At 47.9% G+C, this 16,941-nt stretch carries 14 protein-coding genes; 8 read left to right on the forward strand and 6 right to left on the reverse strand.

Features of this window, described 5'->3' with window-relative positions:
- The first annotated feature begins 3 nt into the window (after positions 1–3).
- From Q4Q49_RS10875 to hypA, 7 genes are all read left to right on the forward strand, one after another.
- Complete coding sequence (locus Q4Q49_RS10875) at positions 4–1,914, forward strand: NiFe hydrogenase (RefSeq protein ID WP_311999341.1); 1,911 nt, start codon at positions 4–6, stop codon at positions 1,912–1,914.
- Positions 1,907–4,426: a carbamoyltransferase HypF gene (gene hypF / locus Q4Q49_RS10880; RefSeq protein ID WP_409373189.1), complete on the forward strand. Its 2,520-nt coding sequence runs from the start codon at positions 1,907–1,909 to the stop codon at positions 4,424–4,426. The genes Q4Q49_RS10875 and hypF overlap by 8 nt, the downstream gene beginning before the upstream one ends.
- Before the next feature lie 190 nt (positions 4,427–4,616).
- Positions 4,617–5,414, forward strand: a complete 798-nt coding sequence (hypB, locus tag Q4Q49_RS10885) for a hydrogenase nickel incorporation protein HypB (protein ID WP_311999342.1) — start codon at positions 4,617–4,619, stop codon at positions 5,412–5,414.
- Entirely contained in the window at positions 5,414–5,659 is a 246-nt protein-coding gene (locus Q4Q49_RS10890) for a HypC/HybG/HupF family hydrogenase formation chaperone (RefSeq protein WP_028760183.1), read from the forward strand. Before hypB ends, Q4Q49_RS10890 begins: the two co-directional genes overlap by 1 nt.
- A 63-nt stretch (positions 5,660–5,722) precedes the next feature.
- Positions 5,723–6,862, forward strand: coding sequence for a hydrogenase formation protein HypD (hypD, locus tag Q4Q49_RS10895; protein WP_311999343.1), 1,140 nt, complete (start codon positions 5,723–5,725; stop codon positions 6,860–6,862).
- Complete coding sequence (gene hypE / locus Q4Q49_RS10900) at positions 6,855–7,871, forward strand: hydrogenase expression/formation protein HypE (protein ID WP_311999344.1); 1,017 nt, start codon at positions 6,855–6,857, stop codon at positions 7,869–7,871. The genes hypD and hypE overlap by 8 nt, the downstream gene beginning before the upstream one ends.
- Complete coding sequence (gene hypA, locus Q4Q49_RS10905; protein WP_311999345.1) at positions 7,871–8,224, forward strand: hydrogenase maturation nickel metallochaperone HypA; 354 nt, start codon at positions 7,871–7,873, stop codon at positions 8,222–8,224. Before hypE ends, hypA begins: the two co-directional genes overlap by 1 nt.
- Before the next feature lie 157 nt (positions 8,225–8,381).
- Here hypA and lpxM read toward each other — a convergent pair whose 3' ends face one another.
- From lpxM to pheS, 4 genes are all read right to left on the reverse strand, one after another.
- Positions 8,382–9,323: a lauroyl-Kdo(2)-lipid IV(A) myristoyltransferase gene (gene lpxM / locus Q4Q49_RS10910; RefSeq protein ID WP_311999346.1), complete on the reverse strand. Its 942-nt coding sequence runs from the start codon at positions 9,321–9,323 to the stop codon at positions 8,382–8,384.
- A gap of 104 nt (positions 9,324–9,427) precedes the next feature.
- Complete coding sequence (ihfA, locus tag Q4Q49_RS10915; RefSeq protein WP_006081370.1) at positions 9,428–9,724, reverse strand: integration host factor subunit alpha; 297 nt, start codon at positions 9,722–9,724, stop codon at positions 9,428–9,430.
- A 3-nt stretch (positions 9,725–9,727) separates the two neighbouring features.
- Positions 9,728–12,115, reverse strand: coding sequence for a phenylalanine--tRNA ligase subunit beta (pheT, locus tag Q4Q49_RS10920; RefSeq protein ID WP_311906625.1), 2,388 nt, complete (start codon positions 12,113–12,115; stop codon positions 9,728–9,730).
- Between the two features lie 15 nt (positions 12,116–12,130).
- Positions 12,131–13,114 carry a phenylalanine--tRNA ligase subunit alpha gene (gene pheS, locus Q4Q49_RS10925; protein ID WP_006081368.1) on the reverse strand — a complete coding sequence of 328 codons (984 nt, stop codon included), beginning with the start codon at positions 13,112–13,114 and terminating at the stop codon, positions 12,131–12,133.
- Between the two features lie 469 nt (positions 13,115–13,583).
- Here pheS and Q4Q49_RS10930 point away from each other — a divergent pair, with 469 nt between their 5' ends.
- On the forward strand, positions 13,584–15,104 hold the full coding sequence (locus Q4Q49_RS10930) for a methyl-accepting chemotaxis protein (RefSeq protein WP_311999347.1): 1,521 nt from the start codon (positions 13,584–13,586) through the stop codon (positions 15,102–15,104).
- Positions 15,105–15,319: 215 nt separating this feature from the next.
- Here the strand turns inward: Q4Q49_RS10930 and Q4Q49_RS10935 are convergent, their stop codons facing one another.
- Positions 15,320–15,760, reverse strand: coding sequence for a YcgN family cysteine cluster protein (locus Q4Q49_RS10935; RefSeq protein WP_006081366.1), 441 nt, complete (start codon positions 15,758–15,760; stop codon positions 15,320–15,322).
- Between the two features lie 52 nt (positions 15,761–15,812).
- A complete protein-coding gene (locus tag Q4Q49_RS10940; protein ID WP_311906627.1) occupies positions 15,813–16,925 on the reverse strand; it encodes a lytic murein transglycosylase in 1,113 nt (370 codons plus the stop codon).
- Positions 16,926–16,941 lie beyond the last annotated feature (16 nt).

Here is a 16,941-nt window from a genome sequence, read left to right on the forward strand (position 1 = left end):
AAAATGAAAAACATCAGATTTGATTTTACCTGTTCACGTCAGGTGCCTTTGTACGCGCATTTATGTAATCAATACCTAAATTACGATGCGCTGAACATCAGCATAGGCTGTGATGGGCAACAGGACTTTGGTCAGCACAGTTACTTTATTGAAGTCCAGGGCGAGCAGACTCAACTCGAGCAACTGGCCGATGCCATTGCCGCAGACTTTTTGATTTCCGCTTGGTTGATTGACTCCGGCATTAAGGTCATCGACGAGCCCCAAGGCGGCAAAACCTTACTGCCCTATTCACAGTCTGGATCAAGTCCTGCCATCGCGCCTTTTTGCCAGCAATGTTATCCGCTTATTGGCGATAATCAGTCGGCGAAGTTTGGCGCGCTAGATTTAGCCTGCCCTTGCTGCAAGGGCGAAACACAATTAACGCCAGCGCAAAAAGCCTTAACCTTGTCAGATATAAAAGCCATGGCACAGGGGCTGCTGACACAAGGCCCACTGACATTAGCGGCCGCCGATGAGCTGCAACTTAGTCTGACACCGTTTGCTCTGCCCTTAGGCGAGCGGCCACAGCTGTTAATTTGTAATCCCAATACGCTAAACGCCCATTTCTGCCTGAACGATGCGCAGGTACTCGCGCTTTCGAGTATTGAAAAACCGCTTATCTGCGCCAGACCCACGCAAGAGCACGACAAACTCAGTGCGCCGCTGTACGACATTTGTTTTGCCTACAGCCGGGTGATTTTAGTACTCGCCGAAGTGTTGCGGCAAAAAGGGATCGATTGGGTTTATATCCAAGGTAAGCATAATAGGCCGAAACTCGCGTGGGTCGATGGCGCTTGGGCGCAAATTGCCAGCAAAGATTTAGGCTCAACGCAGGCTCCAACTAAGCACTTTATCGCCCCAGAACCCTTAAGAGAAAAAGTCAGTCTTCACGGTTATCAAGCCCAATGGCAAGCGGCGAAACGGTCACGTTCCCATCAAGGCGAACTGAGTGTGGCGGTATTAGCTCAATCGAGTGAAGCGACTCATGCTGCTAACACCTTTGCCGCTAACGCAGAAGCAGCTCACACTGAAGTTGAACATGCTGGCACGCCACACGCTAGCGATACCGAAAATCATACCATCGCGGACGCAGCGTTATTCAGTGCCTTACTTAACGGTAAATTTACCAGCCACAGACAAGCAAAAAATGCCGCGGTCATTTACTTAAGCCATACCCACGCCAGTCAAATTGTCACCTGCGATAATAAGGGCGACACCGAACTCTTCTTTGCACTGCCCGAGCTGCCCGATAACGGTTACGAAATCTTCCATCAACTGGACAGCAGTCCACAAAAAGCCGTGGCACAAAAGTTTAAAAGCCTGTTCCCCGACGATTACCTAAAACTCCTGAGCCTAAAGCTTCACGGCAGACGGGACAACTTGCAAAGTTTGTGGGCCATTGCCGCCATTTTAATTGGCCTCAATCCCCAAGAAGAAACGCAAAGCCAAGAAAGACTCAGCGATGCACTGATGGCCGCCGCCATGCGTTACCACGGTGCCAATGCCCCGCGTATCGATTATCCCCTGACCAAAGGTGAAGCCCACCGCAGCCTAAATTGGTGTAAAACCTTAGGCACAGTGTTGAGTTTTCGTATCGCAGGTAATGACGACCCGAGTCAACTCGCCTTTGCAATGCAAGACTCGCTGGCGGACTATTTATCTAACTGGATCGAGCATATCGATTTAAATATCGGCGTGCACAATGTTGCCTTAGCGGGCAATGAATTAACGAATGAAACCCTGTGTAAACGCATCAGTTTACGCTTAGGCAAAAACTTCCCCTTAGTGATCAATCGTAGTCTAGATTTAGACGGCGATAACTTAGCCGTTGGCGCACTTTACGTAAAGCAGCGCCAACTGAATACCCATGATTAGGAGGCCAAAAGTTAAGTCACAACGCATGCAGCCACATAGACATAATAGTCGCCACAAAAAGCACAGTGATCTGCAGATAAAGCGCAGGCTGGCATTGGAATACCTTGTCCACAAGGGCGCCGCGCTAAAGCGTTGTCAGCTGCACATCACTGGCATAGTGCAAGGGGTGGGATTTCGCCCCTTTGTCTATCGTTATGCCCTTGAATTTCAACTGACGGGTACTGTGCTCAACAATGCCAAGGGCGTGACCATTGAGCTGCAAGGCACAGAAGAAAACCTCACGCAATTTATCACAACGCTCAATACTACCCCACCGCCACTGGCCCGTATCGACAATATAATCCAAACACCGCTGCCGATTTTGCTAAGCGAAACCGCATTTGAAATTATAAAAAGCGACAGCCATGAGGACGATGACCCAAGTTCACCGATAGGTGCGCAGGTGGCGGTATCTGCGGATAAAAGTACCTGCCAAGATTGCTTGAACGACATGCATAATCCTGATGATCGCCACTTTGGCTATGCTTTTACAAACTGCACTAACTGTGGCCCTCGATACACCATAATCAATGCTTTACCCTATGATAGACACAACACAGCCATGGCCGATTTTGACATGTGCCCCGAGTGCGCCAAAGCATATCAAAACCCACTCGACCGCCGCTATCATGCTCAGCCAGTCAGTTGCCCAGTCTGCGGCCCCAGACTCAGTTTAAAAACACCCCAAGGGGAATACATCATTCCCAATACCTCTAATTTCAGTACACCTGAATTGAATACGGATTTGGCGGTACTGAAAGCGGCGGCTGACAGATTACACCAAGGGCAGATTCTGGCAATTAAGGGACTGGGCGGATTTCACTTAATCTGTGATGCCCGTAACGACAAAGCAGTCAACAAACTCCGGCTGCGAAAACAGCGCCAAGCCAAGCCGCTAGCTGTGATGATGGCGGATATCCAGATGGCGCAGCACTATGTCACAGGTTCGGATGCCGAGTGGCAAGTGCTGAGTTCGCAGGAGCGGCCCATAGTGCTGATGAGCAGCCGCGCCGAACATGATCTCAGCTTAGCTGTCGCCCCCAATCTGAATAAACTCGGGGTATTTTTGCCCTACACTCCACTGCATCATTTGCTGTTAGGTCTCTTCAAAGGGCCATTGGTCGCAACAAGCGCTAATGTGTCAGGTGAGCCTATCATCACAGATTGTGATGAGCTTATTAGCCACTTAAGCCATGTTGTGGATGCAATAGTTGATCATAATCGGCCGATTATTAATGGCTGCGATGACAGTGTGGTGCAGGTGATTCAGCCCCACATGGATTCGCCTGCAGAGGTGCAAGTACTGCGTCTCGCCCGTGGTTATGCGCCGTTAAGTTTCCCACTTGATACACCGCTGTCCCAATCAATTTTGGCCGTGGGTGCACAACAAAAAAATGCCATCGCCTTAGGCTTTGGCAATAATGTGTTTTTAAGTCCCCATATTGGCGACTTGTTCAGTGTCAGCGCCGAGCAGTATTTTGAGCGCACCTTAGCCACTTTTGCTCGGTTGTATCACTTTACGCCAAATCTTATTGTTCGCGATAAACACCCAGATTATGCCCCTTCGCGCTGGGCTGAAATGCACTCAAACTCGAGTGTAGAACTCATCAATACCAGCCAAAGCCAATGTTTAACTGTGCAACATCACCATGCCCATGTGCTCAGCGTAATGGCGGTTAATCAATATCGAGATCCCGTATTGGGCTTTAGTTTTGATGGCACAGGGCTTGGCGACGATGGCAGTTTATGGGGCGGTGAAGTGTTATTAACCACGCTCGATAAAGCGCAGCGACTGGCCCATTTTGAGCCCATAGCGCTGCTGGGCGGCGAACAAGCAATTAAGCAACCCGTGAGGTTGTTACTGGCATTATTGTTCGAGCAAATGAGCCTCGATGCTGTACTCGCATTGCGATTACCTATATTAAACAACATGCGCCCAAACACTCTGACTAACTTACATAAGATCTGGCAGAACGGTAGCGCACTTAAAAGCTCATCGGTCGGACGCTTGTTTGATGCCCTCGCCTGCGCCTTAGGCTTAATCGAAACCACACAATTTGAAGGTCAAGCAGGCATGGCAATAGAAGCCGCAGCCAATCGCGCCGATGCATTAGCCCTTGAAGCCATGTCGCTTAACTTACCTCTTGACGTCGACCAGTGGCGTAGCAGTGAAATGTTCAAGCAAATTGTTAAATTAATGACTGAAAAACCGCTAACAGACAACAGACGAGATGCCATCGCCCGCGCCTTTTTACACACATTAGGCGATGCTATCTGCGACTATGCCGCCCAGTACAAACACCTCCCAACCGTGCTCTGCGGCGGCGTATTCCAAAATAAATACCTATTGGAATATTGCCTGAGCAAGCTAAGCACCCAAGGCAATCAAGTGTTATCCAGTCAACAGATCCCCATCAATGATGGCGGCATAGCTCTAGGCCAACTTTGGTATGGCATTCATCAGAATCAATAACCTTACTTATTTGATAACCCCTGATGTTAGCTCGCCATTTTTATCCCCATAAACCTGACGAACATCAAAGATCTGCAGCGCAATTTGTATCACACTCAACATTAGCGTAACCAAATTAACGATCCGTATATCAGCATTCACAATTCGTCAGGCAAAGTCCTCGTACTCTGCCAATACAAGGAGAGGTAAAATGTGTAAAGACTGCGGCTGCTCCCTTACCCGCCACGATCATGATCATCTAGGCGCGCATGCCCATAGCCATGAGCATAATCATGACCATTCACATACTCATGAGCATAGCCATCAAGAGTTACACACCAATCCTCAGTTAAACGATAAAAAAACCTTGTCTGTGATCCATAAGATTTTAGATAAAAATGATATCGAAGCTGGACATAACCGCGCCCACTTTGAGACACATAACATCACGGCCTTCAACATCATGAGTAGCCCAGGCAGCGGTAAAACGACCCTTTTAGAAAATCTCAAAGAATACACCAAGCTCAACTATGCGGTGATTGAAGGCGACTTAGAAACCTCCCGCGATGCCGACCGCCTCATCGCTAAAGGCATTAAGGCCTATCAAATTCAAACGGGCAGCGCCTGTCACCTCGACGCCTTTATGGTGCACGGTGCCCTACATCATTTACCACTTGAAGGGCTCGATATTTGCTTTGTCGAAAACGTCGGTAATCTTGTCTGCCCAGCGAGTTATGACGTAGGTACGCACAAAAATATCGTGCTGCTGTCCGTGCCAGAAGGCGATGATAAGATTGAGAAATATCCCGTGATGTTCCGCCGCGCCGATGTTGTGTTTATCACTAAGTGCGATCTACTGCCCTATTTTGATTTCAAGCTAGACGAAGCCAAAGCGCAGCTTAAAAAACTCAATCCAGCAACTCAAATCATTGAAGTCTCCATTAAAGATGGCGACTCCATGCAGGCTGTGGCGGCTTGGCTTAAAGACAATATTAGAGGTGCACAATAATGTGCTTGTCCATACCTTCCCAAGTGGTGGCGGTCGATATTGAACGCCAGAGTGTCACGGTCGATACCTTAGGCGTACGCCGCGATGTCAGCAGTCATTTGATGAATGAACCGCTGGAGATTGGCGACTATGTGCTGATCCATATTGGTTTTGTGATGAACAAAATCGATAAGGAAGACGCGCAGCAAAGCATTGACCTATATAAAGAAATCGTCACTAAACTCGAAAACGAAGCCATACACTGATCATCAACAATGCAAGATTGAGTAGCAAGGCACGCACCCTATCGAGTGCACCGAGGAAAGAGCATGCTTGAACTAAAAAACCTCTATCAAAGCTTTCGCGATCCCCAAACGATTGCCAATTTAGCGCGTGATATTCAGTTGACCGCTAAATTAGTTAAGCAACCAATCAATATCATGGAAGTCTGTGGCGGTCATACTCACACTATTATGAAATACGGCTTACTGGATTTACTGCCTGATAATATTGAGTTTATCCACGGTCCAGGTTGTCCAGTGTGCATTATGCCGAAAGAGCGTATCGACCAAGCGGCGGCGCTGGCCTCCCAAGAGAATGTCATCTTAGTGACGCTGGGCGATATGATCCGTGTGCCCGGCTCTAAGGGTTCCTTAGCCAGCTTTAGGGCGAAAGGCTGCGATATTCGGCCGATTTATGATCCCTTAGATACGCTCAAAATTGCCCGCGACAATCCCGATAAAACCGTGGTCTTCTTTGCCATCGGCTTTGAAACCTCAACCCCAATGACGGCGATTTTGTTACAACTGGCCGAACAAGAAAAACTCGAAAATCTACTCTTTCATATCAATCATGTATTAGTGCCGCCAGCGATTGATGCCGTGATGCACGACCCGAAAGCGAGGGTGAATGCCTTTATCGGCCCCGCCCATGTGAGCGTGATCAGCGGCGCCAAAATCTATCGCAGCACAGTCGAAAACTATGGTACGCCTGTGGTTGTCGCAGGATTTGAACCCGTTGATGTGATGGAGTCGATTTTACGGATTGTGCGCCAAAAAGCCGCGGGCAAAGCGGAGCTCGATATCCAATACAGCCGCGCGGTATCGGAAGACGGTAACCTCACGGCGCAGGCCAAAGTGAATCAATTCTTTAATGTCAGACCGCAATTTCGCTGGCGCGGCCTCGGTCCTATCCCCAATTCAGCGCTGCAGCTCAAACCCGAATATGCCCACAGGGACGCCGAACTGCGCTTTAAAGACTGCTTACCCGTAAAGGAAATTGACGATCATAAAGCCTGCCAGTGTGGCGACATTCTTCGTGGGCTTGCTAAACCAAAGGACTGTAAAGTTTTTGGCCGAGGCTGCAATCCCGAAACGCCCCTAGGCAGCTGCATGGTCAGCTCCGAAGGCGCATGTAACGCCTATTACCGCTATCAAGGTATCGATATCAAGGAGCCACATCATGGCTGATACGCTAAAAGATAAATCCATTCAGCTCAGCCACGGCGGTGGCGGCAAAGAAATGAATAAACTGATCCGCGATCTGTTTTTTGCCGAGTTTGATAACCCTATCCTTCGTTGCGAAGAAGACGCTGCCAAACTCGATTTGCACGGCGCCAACGCCTTTACTACTGACTCTTTTACCGTCTCACCTTTGTTTTTTGCCGGCGGCGATATCGGCAAACTCGCCATCGCAGGCACAGTCAACGATCTCGCTATGATGGGCGCAGAGCCTCAATATCTGAGCTGTAGCGTGATCATCGAAGAAGGCTTTTCTATCAATGATTTAACGACTATTGTCCGCAGCATGGCAAAAGAGCTCAAACAAAGTGGTGCGCGGATTGTCTGCGGCGACACTAAAGTCGTGCCCAAGGGCTGTGCCGATGGTTTATTTATTAATACCTCAGGCATTGGCCGCATCTTGCGTCCCAACATCTCAGCGGCAAACATTGCAGTGGGCGATGCCATTATCGTCTCCCGTGATATTGGCTGCCACGGCGCAGCGATTTTAATGGCGCGTGAAGGACTCACGCTCGAATCAGCATTACAAAGTGACTGCGCCACGCTCTGGCCGATAGTCGAGCAATTGATTGCCGCCAATATTCCCATTCATGCGATGCGAGATGCGACTCGCGGTGGCTTATCGGCAGTACTGAACGAATGGGCTATTGCCTCCAATGTTGGTATCACAGTGAATGAGGCCAGTATTCCCGTCAGCGATGAAGTCAAAGGTCTGTGCGAACTCTATGGTTTCGAAGCCATGGATCTTGCCAACGAAGGCACTTTCATCCTCGCCGTCCCCAACGACATCGCTTTAGGTGCGCTCGAAATCATGCAACGCTTTGGCCACTGTGAGCATGCAGCGATAATCGGCACTGTGAGTGAGGATTTAGTGGGGAAAGTCGTGCTAAGAACGCCTTGGAATACCAAGCGTTATCTCGATCTTCCCCAAGGTGAACTGCTGCCAAGGATTTGCTGATGCACGAATATTCAATTGTGAGTGCGCTGATTGAGCAATGCGAGCAGCACGCGCAGGCTAATCATGCCGATAAAATCACCCGAGTGGATATCAAACTAGGCGTCATGAGCGGGGTTGAACCTAGCCTGCTACAAACGGCCTTCGATACCTTTAAGCTCGATGGGATTTGCAAAGAAGCCCTACTCAATATGCAAATTCAGCCGCTAGTGATACTTTGCCAAGACTGCCAGACTGAATCCGTACTGAGTGAGCGCACGGTCGTCTGCCCTGCGTGTCAAAGCTATCGCACCCGCGTACTTGATGGCGAAGACATGCTACTGATGCAACTTGAAATGGAACAAGATGAAGATTAGGTGCCTCATTTGTAATTGGCATTGTTAACGACAGCAGAGTTGATCAAGATCTCAATCAATAAAGAGTGCCATCAACAAGAATACCCCTCAAAACAAAAATGGCTTTGAGCACTGAGCGCTCAAAGCCATTTTTAGCCATACTAAATTGACAGGCCCGTCATTGACCGTAGATAGAAGCTTCACCCTCTGGGCGCGTCTTGAGCACGCGTAGGAACCACATATATTGCTCAGGGTAAGCTAAGATAACTTGCTCGACCACTTTGTTCAGCGCCAACGCCTCGTTTTCCTTGCCTACCATGTCTTCAGGCGCAACGGCCGTCATCACAGTGAGATCAAACTGCCGTGTCGCTTGGTTGTAACCAATCTTTACAGGTAGCACTTGGGCATTACCCGCCTGCGCTAAACGCCCAACAACAGGCAGCGTTGCTTTCACTGTGCCTAAAAATGGCGCAAACACGCTTTGTTCTGGGCCTAAATCTTCGTCGGGTAGATAAAAGAAACTGTTACCCCGCTTAAGCTCAGCTAACAACGCACGAATTCCCGCCTCGCGCATGTATACATGGCCACCACAACTGCTGCGCACACGATTACTAAACCAATTGAATAAGCCGTTTTTATGGGCTTTGGCCATAGTCACCATAGGCAACTCAAGGTTAAGGCGTAAACCAGCATAATCGATTGGCCACACATGGGGCATGATAAAAATGATCGGTTGCCCCGCCGCTTGTGCTTTCGTCACATGCTCAAAACCGATTAAATTCACTCGACGACGCAAATACGCTTTTGAGCGCACCAGCAATTCGCCTTGAGCTAACAAGACCAAAACGAAGTTTTGTACGTTCTCGCGGATTAACGCTTCAATCTCGGCGGCAGATTGTTCAGGAAAGCACGCCCTTAAGTTGGCTCTGGCAACACTAATGGGCTTTTTGGCAATCGGCATCACTATTTTTGCCAATAATCTTGCTATGGGATCACGTAGCCATGCGGGCATGAGTCCGAAAATCACTAATAGACCAATCGCCAACCAAGTGGCCCAGTATCTAGGGTGTAATAAGGCGAGTTTAAAACGACGGTCAAAATGTTTGGGCTGTCTTGACAAAGAATTCACCTCAGACAGTGGATAGAAATAATGGAGATATTGCACGAAAAAATAAACAGGAAAGCCACTCTCTAAGGAGTGGCTTTCCCATCAAACAAACGAAATTACTTACCCGTGTTTGCTGCTTCTACACGAGTTTTCAGCTTTTGGCCGGGACGGAAAGTCACGACACGACGAGCAGAAATTGGGATATCTTCGCCTGTTTTTGGGTTCCTTCCCGGTCTTTGATTCTTGTCCCTAAGGTCAAAGTTGCCAAAGCCAGATAACTTGACCTGCTCACCACTTTCAAGTGCGCCCCGAATCTCTTCAAAGAACGACTCAACCATCTCTTTGGCGACACGTTTGTTCATTCCGAGTGTTTCAAAAAGATGTTCTGCCATTTCGGCTTTGGTAAGTGCCATACTTTAATCCCTCAACGATGCGTTGAACTCGGACTTCAGGGCAGAAACGACTGAACCAACGGTCTCAGCAATCTCTTTTTCCTCAAGCGTACGAGTAGTGTCTTGTAATGTAAGTGCTATCGCCAGGCTCTTCTTGCCAGGTTCAACACCTTTACCTAAGTATACATCGAACAAGTTTATGCCAACCAACTGATTTTCGCCAACTTTTCTTATCAATTTCATTACATCACCTGCAGATACACTCTCATCTACTACGACTGCGATGTCACGACGATTAGCTGGAAACTTAGATACAGCTTGGGCTAGCGGCAAACTGGTATGCAATAAAGCATCCAATTCCAACTCAAAAACGATGGTTTTACCATTGAGTCCAAAAGGCTTCTCCAAACTAGGATGGATTGCACCTATATGACCGATCACTCGATCATTTCTCAATATTTCAGCACATTGCCCCGGATGGAGAGCAGAATGCGTCGCTCCTCTAAAGCTAAATTCTGATGCGGAAACTGTCAAGCCGATAATTGCTTCTAAATCACCTTTAAGGTCGAAAAAATCAACGGTTTTCGATTCCATAGCCCAATGTTCATCATTTTGGAGCCCAGTAATGACACAAGCGAGCATTGCTTGCTGTCTTACACCGGATTCTGCATTGATATCAGGAACAAAGCGCAGGCCAGTTTCAAAAAGTCTCACGCGACTCTGTTGACGACTTTGGTTGTAGCCAACGGCGGCCAATAAACCGGTGAACATTGACAGGCGCATGGCCGACATTTCACTGGAAATTGGGTTTGGTAACACCATAGCGTCTAAACCAGGGTGAACCAGATTTTGCAATTTGGGATCGACAAAGCTGTAGGTTACCGCTTCTTGGAAGCCGCGAGCGACCAATAAGGCACGCACGCGTTTTAGGCTTAAGTTAGATTCTTTATGATCTGACATACGCAGCGCAGCAACAGGCGCGATATTCGGGATATTGTTATAACCGTAAATACGCGCCACTTCTTCAATCAAATCTTCTTCAATCGCCATATCAAAACGATAAGTCGCAGTGGTGACCTGCCAGCTTCCCTCTGCTGCAACGACAGCAAAACCTAAACGCGTGAGGATTTCAGCCACATCGCTATCAGGTACATGGTGACCGAGGATTTTATCTAACTTGCTACGACGTAACACGATTTGTGCTGGTTTGGGTAAATCAGCCTCTGATTTAGCCTCAACTACAGGGCCCGCTTCACCGCCACAAATATCCAGCACTAAGCGGGTCGCACGGTCGATAACCTTGTGTTGCATCTCAGGGTCAACGCCACGCTCAAAGCGGTGTGATGAGTCTGTGTGCAAACCTAAACGACGTGACTTACCCATAATGGCAAGAGGCGCGAAGAACGCACATTCAAGCAGTATGTCTTGGGTCGTGTCGCTCACGCCTGAGTATTCGCCGCCAAACACGCCTGCAAGGGCTAATGGACGCGCATCATCGGCGATCACTAAGGTATCGCTGGGAATAGTGACTTCGCTGCCATCAAGCAGGGTGATTTTCTCTTCGCCAGTGCCTAAACGCACTTGGATATCGCCCGTTAACTTGGCAAGATCGAAAGCGTGCATAGGTTGACCGAATTCAATCAACACAAAGTTAGTGATATCAACGATAGGATCGATAGAGCGAATACCGCTACGGCGCAGTTTTTCCTGCATCCATAATGGCGTAGGCGCTTTCACATTGACGTTTTTAACCACACGGCCTAAGTAACGTGGACAAGCGGCTGGCGCCTTAACGTTAATCGTGACCTGTGCATCTGTCGTTGGCGTAACGGCTTGCCACTGTGGCTCAACCACAGCTTGGCGGTTTAACACGCCCACTTCACGGGCAAGACCTGCCATGCCTAAGCAATCGGCACGGTTAGCCGTTAAATCTACATCGATAACGGCATCATTAAGTTGCAGATAATCGCGGATGTCAGTGCCTAATGGCGCGTCCAATGGCAATTCGATAATGCCATCGCTTTCGACGTTAATGCCAAGCTCACTGTACGAGCACAACATGCCTTCTGATGGCATGCCACGCAGCTTAGCTTTCTTGATTTTGAAATCGCCAGGTAATACAGCGCCAACCATAGCTACGGCCACTTTAAGACCTTGACGGCAGTTTGGTGCACCGCAGACGATATCGATAAGTTCGCTACCACCAACGTTGATTTTGGTCACGCGCAGTTTATCGGCATCGGGATGCTGACCACACTCCACTACTTCACCAATCACCACACCGCTAAAATCGGCTGCTACGGCTTCAACGTCATCGACTTCGAGACCGGCCATAGTGATCTGGTGGGATAATGCTTCACGGCTGACGGAAGGGTTAACCCATTCACGAAGCCAAGATTCGCTAAATTTCATGCTATTACAGCTCCGTTATTTAAATTGCTTCAGGAAACGTAGGTCGTTTTCGAAAAACGCACGTAAATCGTTTACGCCGTAACGCAACATAGTTAAGCGCTCGACACCCATACCAAAAGCAAAACCAGAGTATTTTTCTGGATCTATGCCAACGCTGCGCAGCACGTTCGGGTGCACCATACCGCAGCCAAGCACTTCTAGCCATTTACCATTTTTGCCCATCACGTCTACTTCTGCTGAAGGTTCAGTGAATGGGAAGTAAGATGGACGGAAACGCACTTGCAGATCTTCTTCGAAGAAGTTACGCAGGAAGTCATGCAAAATGCCCTTCAATTCGGCAAAGTTAACATGTTCATCCACGAGCAAACCTTCCACTTGATGGAACATTGGCGTGTGCGTTTGGTCGTAATCGTTACGATAAACACGACCCGGAGAAATAATGCGTAAGGGTGGCTTTTCAGTTTCCATAGTACGGATTTGCACGCCCGACGTTTGGGTACGCAGCATCAGTTTAGGATTGAAATAAAAGGTATCATGATCAGCACGCGCAGGATGGTGCTCAGAGATATTCAGCGCATCGAAATTGTGGAAATCATCTTCAATTTCAGGCCCTTGCTTAACCGAGAACCCTAATTCCCCGAAAAAGGTTTCGATACGTTCAATGGTACGCGTCACTGGATGTAAGCCACCGATCTCTTGGGTACGGCCTGGCAAAGTCACATCAATCTTTTCAGCGATTAATTTGGCTTCCAGTTCCGAACTCTTCAGACCATCGATGCGCTCAGTTAATTTTTGTTGAATCGCCTGTTTAGCATCATTGACCGCTTGGCCAAAGGCTGGCTTTTCTTCAGGGCTTAAGCTACCCATCATTTTCATCATGTCGGTGATCTTACCTTTCTTACCCAGGTAATCGACACGGATATCATCCAGTGCTTTTAGATCACTGGCCTGGTCAATAATGACTAAGGCTTGTTCTACGATCTCAGTTAACTGCTGCATTTTCTCTTCCACTGCATAGTCGCGCTTGATAAACAAGTGCTATGGGCGCCAAACTTTCAGGCTATTTGGGTGCTCAGGTTATCGGGCGTTAATGCCAGACGCTTTGCTAGCTATAACGAAATAAAAGGATAGAAATTTTACGCGAGCGAGCGGCATATTACTAGGGCTTATTGGGGGTTTTTATCATGCAAATTCATGTGTTACCCCAGTTCAGAGCCTGAGTTTTGCTCAAGGTGAAATCTAAACCTCGATTCTGACTGAAACAAGTTCCGTGTTCAGCCACTAGCAGCATTTGTAACTAAACTGTAAACTCACACCCGTACCCTGCCAAAATTGCAGCAAATAACACAATAACGACTGCAATTAGACTACATTAACGATATAAGCTTTTACAAAACAGAAAACTATAAAGTCTATGGCAAACTAACCGATATACATTCGGTTCACAGCCCATTTTATCGAGGCACTCATGAAAGAAGTAAAGTTTCGCTGGATAGATCAATATCTTATCCATATGACCTTAAAAACTAAATTCGCAATTCTCTCTATCGTTCCTATGCTAATGATTGTTGGACTGGCGATTTTTCTTGATAACCAATCCCGGCAAACCTTAGTCCAAGGACAACTCAACGGTCTGCAAAATGCGTCACAACAAATCAACCAAGTCACGGGTACCTTATATAACAAACTCCCAGAGCAAGAACGCCAAGCTATCCTTAGCCAGCTAAGCCGCGACATCAAAGGCAATGTCAGCATTATTTCGGTGAATGAGGCCGACAGTAAAGCGCAATCCTTAGCTCGCAGCGGTGGCGGTATTGATAATAGCGGTAAGCTACCTAGAGCTGTGAGTGGCGTTAACGATCAAAACCTGATCACGATTATTCCCTTAGACAGCAAAGAAATTGATGCCCTGCTCGCCAAAGATAACCTGCTGGTTTACGGCCTGATGGCGGCGCTTCTATTTGTGTTGTTTTTATTTAGCTACTACATTTCGACCTTCGTGGGCGGCGCACTTTATACCACAGTGATGGCATTAAAACGGGCCGCATCGGGCGATTTGACGGGTCGTTTAAACTTCTTCGAAGTCAAAGACGAGTTCAGTATCTTAGCTATCAGCATAGATACCTTAGTTGAACGTCAACATCTGTTAGTGAAACAAATCGCAGAATCGACAACAAAAATCCGTGAGGTAGTCTCCTCGTTTCGTAGCACAGCGCAGCAAGGTCAATCTTTGGCGGTGAACCAGAGACAACATTTGGATTCCCTAGCAACGGCAATGGAAGAAATGACCGCTGCAGTGAAGGAAGTTGCCCGTAATGCTGAACAATCTTCTGCCGAAACTCAAGAGGCTAATCAACAGGTTAGCGCTGGCGGTAAAGACATTGAAACCACAGTCAATGCTATTGACGTGTTATCGGATGAAATTTCTGCGGCCTCAAATGCGGTGGGCGTTCTCAATGACAACGCCAGTAAAATTGATGAAGTGGTATCAACTATTAATGCAATTTCCCAGCAAACCAACCTACTCGCCCTCAACGCGGCGATTGAAGCGGCGCGCGCCGGAGAACAAGGTCGTGGTTTTGCCGTGGTCGCCGATGAAGTGCGTACCTTAGCGGGCCGCACTCAAGCCGCGACGGTTGAGATCAAAACCATGATCGAATCACTGCAGTCGGGTACGCGCAATCTAACCCAAGTAATGTCGCGTACTGTGAATCAAGCCGATGAAGGTAAACAACACGTACTGCAAACGGGTAAAGACTTAGAGTTTATCGCCCACCACAGCAACAAAGTGTTTGAAATGAGTGTGCTAATTGCCACCTCGGCCGAAGAGCAATCGGCAGTGGCCAACGAGATTGCAACTAACCTGATGGAAATCCGCAACCAGTCACACGATGTGGAGCAATCGGCGAACCAGTCGGTTTCAGGTTGTGATGAGCTGCAAGCAACAGCTGGGCAACTTGATCAGTTGATGGTGGGATTAAAAATCTAGCCAAAGGTTATTTAACGAAGTTTAAATTCACTTAACACCCAACATGCACAAGGGAGCGATAATCGCTCCCTTGTTGTTTTTTCATTCTGACGGTAACGGTCCAATCAACTACTGTTTTTTCAATCAACCAGTGTCGTTTCAACCAATAATTCACTTTTCAATCAATAAGTCACTTTTCAATCGACAACGCGACGGTAAAAATTAATCCACGTCTGTTAATCCACATCTTTGAGTGGCCATAGCACGATATGATCTTCAATATCCTTCACGCGTCTTTCATCGACTACTTTACCTTGGATCGACATGCCCGCTAAATGCATCGCTTCTTTAGAGCCAGTCAGCAGCGGATGCCAGCTCGGTAGCTCACGCCCTGCCGCTAAGCGGCGATATGCGCAACTGTCGGGAAGCCAAGTTAACTCATGGATATTATCAATCGTGATCACAGTACATTGAGGGACATGGGTGAAACGGTCACTGTAATGCTGACAGCCCGCCGTTTGATGATCGAGCAAAAGGCAGGCCGCATTGGTGTAATACAAGTCTTCGGTTTCATCATCTATCAACTTGTTTAAACAACATTTACCACAACCGTCACACAGGGATTCCCACTCGGTTGCGCTCATCTGCGCTAATGTTTTGCTCTGCCAAAATGCCATGATTAACTGTATCTTCTCAATAAAAAGCCCGCTTAATGCGAGCTATTTTACACTAGTTTATCGGCGGATACTTTATTCTCTCGGACAGATGCGCGACAGAAATCCCGAAATAATCGGTATTCTGCCAGTGCATTAATACGCGGTAATTGCCATAAACGAGGTATTTTCGACCGGTAACACCATCGGGCATGATTAGCGAGGCCTTGATTTCTTCGCGGGACGGCAAATCGGTATGATCAAACTTGCGAATACCGAGAGTTTGCCACTGGGCTAAGGACTGGGGTTTATCTAATCCAGCGACGGCCAAATCAAGCGTTGCAGGCACTTGTACTTGTCGCCCCCAAGTATCATCGCCGTTCCAACCGAGTTGCTGTAGCAAATGCGCCGCGGAGGCAAACGCATCTTGTGTGTTGTGCCAAATGTCTTTCTTACCGTCACCATCGCCGTCCTGCCCATAGGCAAGATAATCCGTTGGCATCAGCTGCGTTTGTCCCATGGCGCCATTCCAACGACTTTTAAGATCTTGAAAACCGATATGATCTTTATCCATTATGCTGAGCGCTGCAATAAACTCTTTTTTGAAGAAAGCTTCGCGCTCGCCGCCAAAGGCCAGTGACGCCGTCACAGATAGCACAGGATAATCTCCAGAAGCTTCACCAAAGTCGGAGACAAGCCCCCAGAGCGCGACTAAGAAGCGTGGCTGAACAGAGTATTGGCTGGCGATGGCGTTGAGTTGTTGTTCATGCTCTTTAAACAGCACACGTGCGGTGTCAACTTTCCACTCGGGCACAGTGTCGGCGAGATAAGTATCGAGGTTGTGAGTTTTGTCAGTCTGGAGGCTGTCTGTCGCTCGAGCTTTTTTGAAGAGTTTGATCTGGGGAAAGGCTAAATCTAAGGTCGCTTGGCTGATGCCCTGAAGACGGGCTTCTTGCTTTAGCTGAATTAAATAATCACTAAAGCTGATTTTCTCATCCGACTGCTGCGCCATGGCTGGCAAACTGCACGCACTCAGCCAAATGATGAAACAGACAAATGCCCTGATGGGAGCGAAGATATATGCTGCGAGTCGATAAAGCTTATTCTGATAAACCCCAAATTGACAAACCTTAACTGGGAAAGCATTGGTTTGATAAGCTTGGGTTAGATAAGTACGGTATCGATGCATATACCTTCCTGTTATT

Origin of the sequence: Shewanella sp. SP1S1-7, from assembly GCF_031932105.1 — a bacterium.
Taxonomy (GTDB): domain Bacteria; phylum Pseudomonadota; class Gammaproteobacteria; order Enterobacterales; family Shewanellaceae; genus Shewanella; species Shewanella baltica.

Bases quoted from the DNA above. Each gene is read 5' to 3' on its own strand.
- hypA (WP_311999345.1), top strand. From the start codon at position 7,871: ATGCACGAATATTCAATTGTGAGTGCGCTGATTGAGCAATGCGAGCAG.
- Q4Q49_RS10930 (WP_311999347.1), top strand. From the start codon at position 13,584: ATGAAAGAAGTAAAGTTTCGCTGGATAGATCAATATCTTATCCATATG.
- hypF (WP_409373189.1), top strand. From the start codon at position 1,907: ATGATTAGGAGGCCAAAAGTTAAGTCACAACGCATGCAGCCACATAGA.
- Q4Q49_RS10890 (WP_028760183.1), top strand. From the start codon at position 5,414: ATGTGCTTGTCCATACCTTCCCAAGTGGTGGCGGTCGATATTGAACGC.
- Q4Q49_RS10935 (WP_006081366.1), bottom strand. From the start codon at position 15,760: ATGGCATTTTGGCAGAGCAAAACATTAGCGCAGATGAGCGCAACCGAG.
- hypB (WP_311999342.1), top strand. From the start codon at position 4,617: ATGTGTAAAGACTGCGGCTGCTCCCTTACCCGCCACGATCATGATCAT.
- hypD (WP_311999343.1), top strand. From the start codon at position 5,723: ATGCTTGAACTAAAAAACCTCTATCAAAGCTTTCGCGATCCCCAAACG.
- Q4Q49_RS10940 (WP_311906627.1), bottom strand. From the start codon at position 16,925: ATGCATCGATACCGTACTTATCTAACCCAAGCTTATCAAACCAATGCT.
- Q4Q49_RS10875 (WP_311999341.1), top strand. From the start codon at position 4: ATGAAAAACATCAGATTTGATTTTACCTGTTCACGTCAGGTGCCTTTG.
- hypE (WP_311999344.1), top strand. From the start codon at position 6,855: ATGGCTGATACGCTAAAAGATAAATCCATTCAGCTCAGCCACGGCGGT.
- pheT (WP_311906625.1), bottom strand. From the start codon at position 12,115: ATGAAATTTAGCGAATCTTGGCTTCGTGAATGGGTTAACCCTTCCGTC.
- pheS (WP_006081368.1), bottom strand. From the start codon at position 13,114: ATGCAGCAGTTAACTGAGATCGTAGAACAAGCCTTAGTCATTATTGAC.
- ihfA (WP_006081370.1), bottom strand. From the start codon at position 9,724: ATGGCACTTACCAAAGCCGAAATGGCAGAACATCTTTTTGAAACACTC.